The sequence below is a fragment of the Ferruginibacter sp. genome, assembly GCF_028288465.1.
GTDB lineage: Bacteria > Bacteroidota > Bacteroidia > Chitinophagales > Chitinophagaceae > Ferruginibacter.
This window is the reverse complement of sequence record NZ_JAQBNR010000077.1, coordinates 1-3523: the sequence shown is the minus strand read 5'-3', so window position 1 is coordinate 3523 and position 3523 is coordinate 1. Positions and strand designations below refer to the sequence as shown.

The 3523-nt window shown below is 54.8% G+C and carries 5 protein-coding genes; all 5 read left to right on the top strand.

The window, feature by feature from the left end:
• On the top strand, positions 1-253 hold a 253-nt coding region (locus JWR61_RS27865; protein WP_301930917.1), incomplete at its 5' end, for a toprim domain-containing protein.
• A 237-nt stretch (positions 254-490) separates the two neighbouring features.
• Positions 491-1441 (top strand): hypothetical protein, encoded by a 951-nt coding sequence (locus JWR61_RS27860; protein WP_301930916.1) that lies wholly within the window; start codon positions 491-493, stop codon positions 1439-1441.
• Positions 1442-1711: a hypothetical protein gene (locus JWR61_RS27855; protein ID WP_301930915.1), complete on the top strand. Its 270-nt coding sequence runs from the start codon at positions 1442-1444 to the stop codon at positions 1709-1711.
• Positions 1692-2132 carry a ribonuclease HI gene (locus tag JWR61_RS28375; protein ID WP_367881832.1) on the top strand — a complete coding sequence of 147 codons (441 nt, stop codon included), beginning with the start codon at positions 1692-1694 and terminating at the stop codon, positions 2130-2132. The genes JWR61_RS27855 and JWR61_RS28375 overlap by 20 nt, the downstream gene beginning before the upstream one ends.
• 420 nt (positions 2133-2552) lie before the next feature.
• Positions 2553-3523: PHP domain-containing protein (locus tag JWR61_RS27850; RefSeq protein WP_301930914.1), on the top strand; the 971-nt coding region annotated here is incomplete at its 3' end.

Below are 3523 nucleotides of genomic sequence, written 5' to 3'. Positions count from 1 at the left end.
GGCCATCGCCACCTTCGGTTCGCAGGTGACCCAACAGCAATTGAAACTCCTGAGGGTCTTCCAGAACGGTGTCATGCTCGCTCCCGATAATGACATCGCAGGTACAAATTGGAGAACTACGCTCAGTGAATATCTGACAAGATACATTCCTGTATTACATGTTCCGGTAGTCCCGGGCGGCGGCAATGACCTAGGGGATTTGCACCCAGACGAACTACCCGTACATCTGAGAGGAGTACACCGTGGGATTTAAAAAGTACCAGAGTGTCGAGAAGACAGAGCTAGTTTCCAAGGAGGGTCATGAGGTCATCGCGGACGAACTCCGTAAGACCGGTAAGACCAGCGTAGGAGACCTGTCTGAGAACGAAAAGGGCGAGATGTATCGCCAGCTTGACGAAGACTGAGGCGACTGCCTCCCTTGCAATAATAAATACAGCGCACTAAGAGGCCTTCGGCCCACCAAGCGCATAACTAACTAAGGAGAAAACGAATGCCCGATTTCCGTCGAGGAATCGCTGCAATGCAGGAAGCCACGGATGCGCAGAAGGGTGGCAACACTCCCTTCCCCACGTTCGTACGTGAGATCCAGTGGCGCGATGACCGTGAAGAGAAGTTCATCGCCTTCCTGAACCGTGCCGACGACATCCCTACCGTGGAGCTTCACAGCTTCGTGCCGGTTGGTCAGGGTGTCTCCAAGGCAGGCAAGAGCTACACCAAGTACGAGCAGTTCATCGACCGCAGGGATCCTGCGATTGGTGACACGTCAGATGACCTCACGGATCGTCTGCTGCACAAGGCACAGCTACGTACAATCGCGGTAGCCGTCGAGCTTGAGCCCACGTACGCCATGGTCAATGGCCGTAAGCGTCCAACCGGGTTCGAGGTCAAGACGGAGACCTATTCTCGTAAGACCGAGGATGGCGGAATGGAAGAGGTTGAGGCGCCATGCATTGGCATCATCACTCAGTCTCCGAATAACTTCTACGGATGGGTTGGCTCCTTCAACGAGTCCACCGCTCCTATCGAGGAGACTCCGCTCCAGGTTGTGCGCCAGGGTAAGGATGCGAACACGCAGTACAACTTCGTACCTTACCTTGATCAGCCGATTGACTACACCAACTTGTTCGAGAACATCTCAGGCGTGGCTTACCTTCGTGGTGAGCTTGAAGGCCTAGATGAATCGGGCGAGCCGGTTGACGTGGCCTGCACCATCGGTGGAATCATGCTGAATAAGCGTCTGAATGAGTTGGCTGACCCTGAGCGCTATGAGCGTTTGGTTACTCCGATTCAGGAGATCGAGGATCGCTTCGGTGGAGGTAACAAGGTGGCCAGCCGTCCTGTTGCCGCCCCTCGTCAGTCGCAGCGCGCAGCTACCACCCAGTCAGCGGGTGCCTCTACTGCGAAGTTCAATGAGCTTCGCAAGATGCACGAAACGGCGTAGATGTTGGAGATCTCCGATGAGAATGTCGAGTATGGGTTTAGCCACCTAGAGACGATTGCTGCCATTCATCACGGCAAGTCTGCCGTGGAGTACAAGGACGCCATCACGGCGCTTGCTGAGTACTTTGGAATGGATGACGCGGCACAGGATACGTTACTCGCAAGAGTGCATACTTTTGTCCCGGAGTCTAAGGCCAGCGCTCGTACATGGGTAATCATCGGATTTCTGATTGGTATGGCGACTGCACAGAATGGCCTTGAATCCAACTAAGGGGCTTCTTGTATACACCGATGGCTCGTATAGCAATGGTGGACCAGGCGGATGGTCGTGGGTAGCGGTTGATGGGTTTGGCGAGCATGAACATGACGCCGGATTCATCCCGCCGCCCACGACTAACAACCGCATGGAAATGGAAGCTCAAGTCCAAGCGTTAGACACTTTGTACGCAAAGTACGGAGCCTGTGAGATGGAGATCGTATCCGACTCACAGTATGTAGTACTTGGTTGTCAGTACCCAGAGCGTGCCCGTAATGCAAACGCCGATATTTGGGCGCGAATTGAAACCTCGGCGCAGCTACATGACCACGTTCAGTGGCGACACGTGCGTGGCCATGTGGGAGTCAAGTGGAATGAGCTAGCAGACACACTCGCTGTGAAGGCTCGAAAGGAAGCTCGATGGCAAAGTTCTTAGTAATGAAAGTGGAATACGGTGAGGTTCCGGTTCCGGTAGAAGCTGAGGATGCGGCGTCTGCCATTAGAGGTAGTAAGGGCGGAAGGGATCCGGTGGTCGGCCAAGAGTACGTGGTGGTAGATGTCACCGAATCCGAACCTATCTATATGCGCGGGAGTCTTGGCGTGTATAACAGAAATCTACAAACACACCAGTAAAGGAAACAAGATGGTAAAGAGCCCCAAGCCAACGCGCAAGCAGTTGGTGTTGTCATACCTGAAGAAGAACCGCAAGTACGTCCCTGGATACGAGCTTACTCGTCCAGAGGTAGGCGGTACTGAGGGTCTTCGTCGTCTGCGTGAGCTTCGTGCAGACGGAATTAACATCATCTCTCGTCGTAACCCTGACTCGGGTGACTACGAGTACAAGATTGGCAAGTAAATGATCTTCTGCCCGCTCCACAACCACTCAGAATTCTCAGCCCTCGATGGGTTGTCCACCTGCCGTGAGATTGCGGAGCGGGCGGTTGAACTTGGCTGCCCATGCTGCGGGATCACTGACCACGGCACGGTGGCAGGCCACCTGGAGTTCGCCAAGGAGTTGGCCAAGCGTGACGTGAAGCCAATCTTCGGCGCCGAGCTATACCACGGGGTCCAGCCCAAGGGCTACAAGAACTGGACGCGTAATGAGCGCGATCAGTCTCACTTCGTGGTAGGCGCAACCAGCAACGAAGGCCTGCGCAACCTCTGGCGGCTGAACGACCTTGCCTCTAAGAACTTCCGCTACGTCGGACGGGTCAACTGGGAGGATCTTGAAGGATTCTCCGAGGGTCTGTTCGCCACGTCAGCGTGCATCCAGGGTCTCGTGCCGCAAGGTGTGCTGCAAGGTGATTTGACGGCGCTCGACAAGTACCTGGAGATCTACAAGGACAAGTTCTTTATTGAGCTTCACACTTACCCTGGGTACGAGCATGAACAACTGAACTTGGCGCTCGCGCAGGTAGCTCAGGAGCGCGGCATTCCTGTGGTGTACGCAAATGATGCGCACTTCGCGTTCCCCCGACAGTACGCCACCCATGATGTCTACGTTGCCATGCAGACAGGCGACTCGATCGACACTTCGATCCAAGATCGCAAAATGTGGCACCCGATGGCTCTCTACATGATGGATGAGGTCGAGATCCGTGATGCTCTCCATTACCTACCCTCTTCCGTAGTTGACGAGGCGCTGCGCAACACGGTGGAGATCGGTGAAATGTGCGATGTGCAACTGCCTGAGGTCCGTCGTCACCTACCAGTCTTTATCCCTGAGCATTCTCCCTTTGTAGAGGAAGAGCACAAGGGCGACTCGGCAGCTAAGCTGTTCATTGACTTGGTAGAACGTGGAATCCACCTCCGCTACGCGGACCCGTC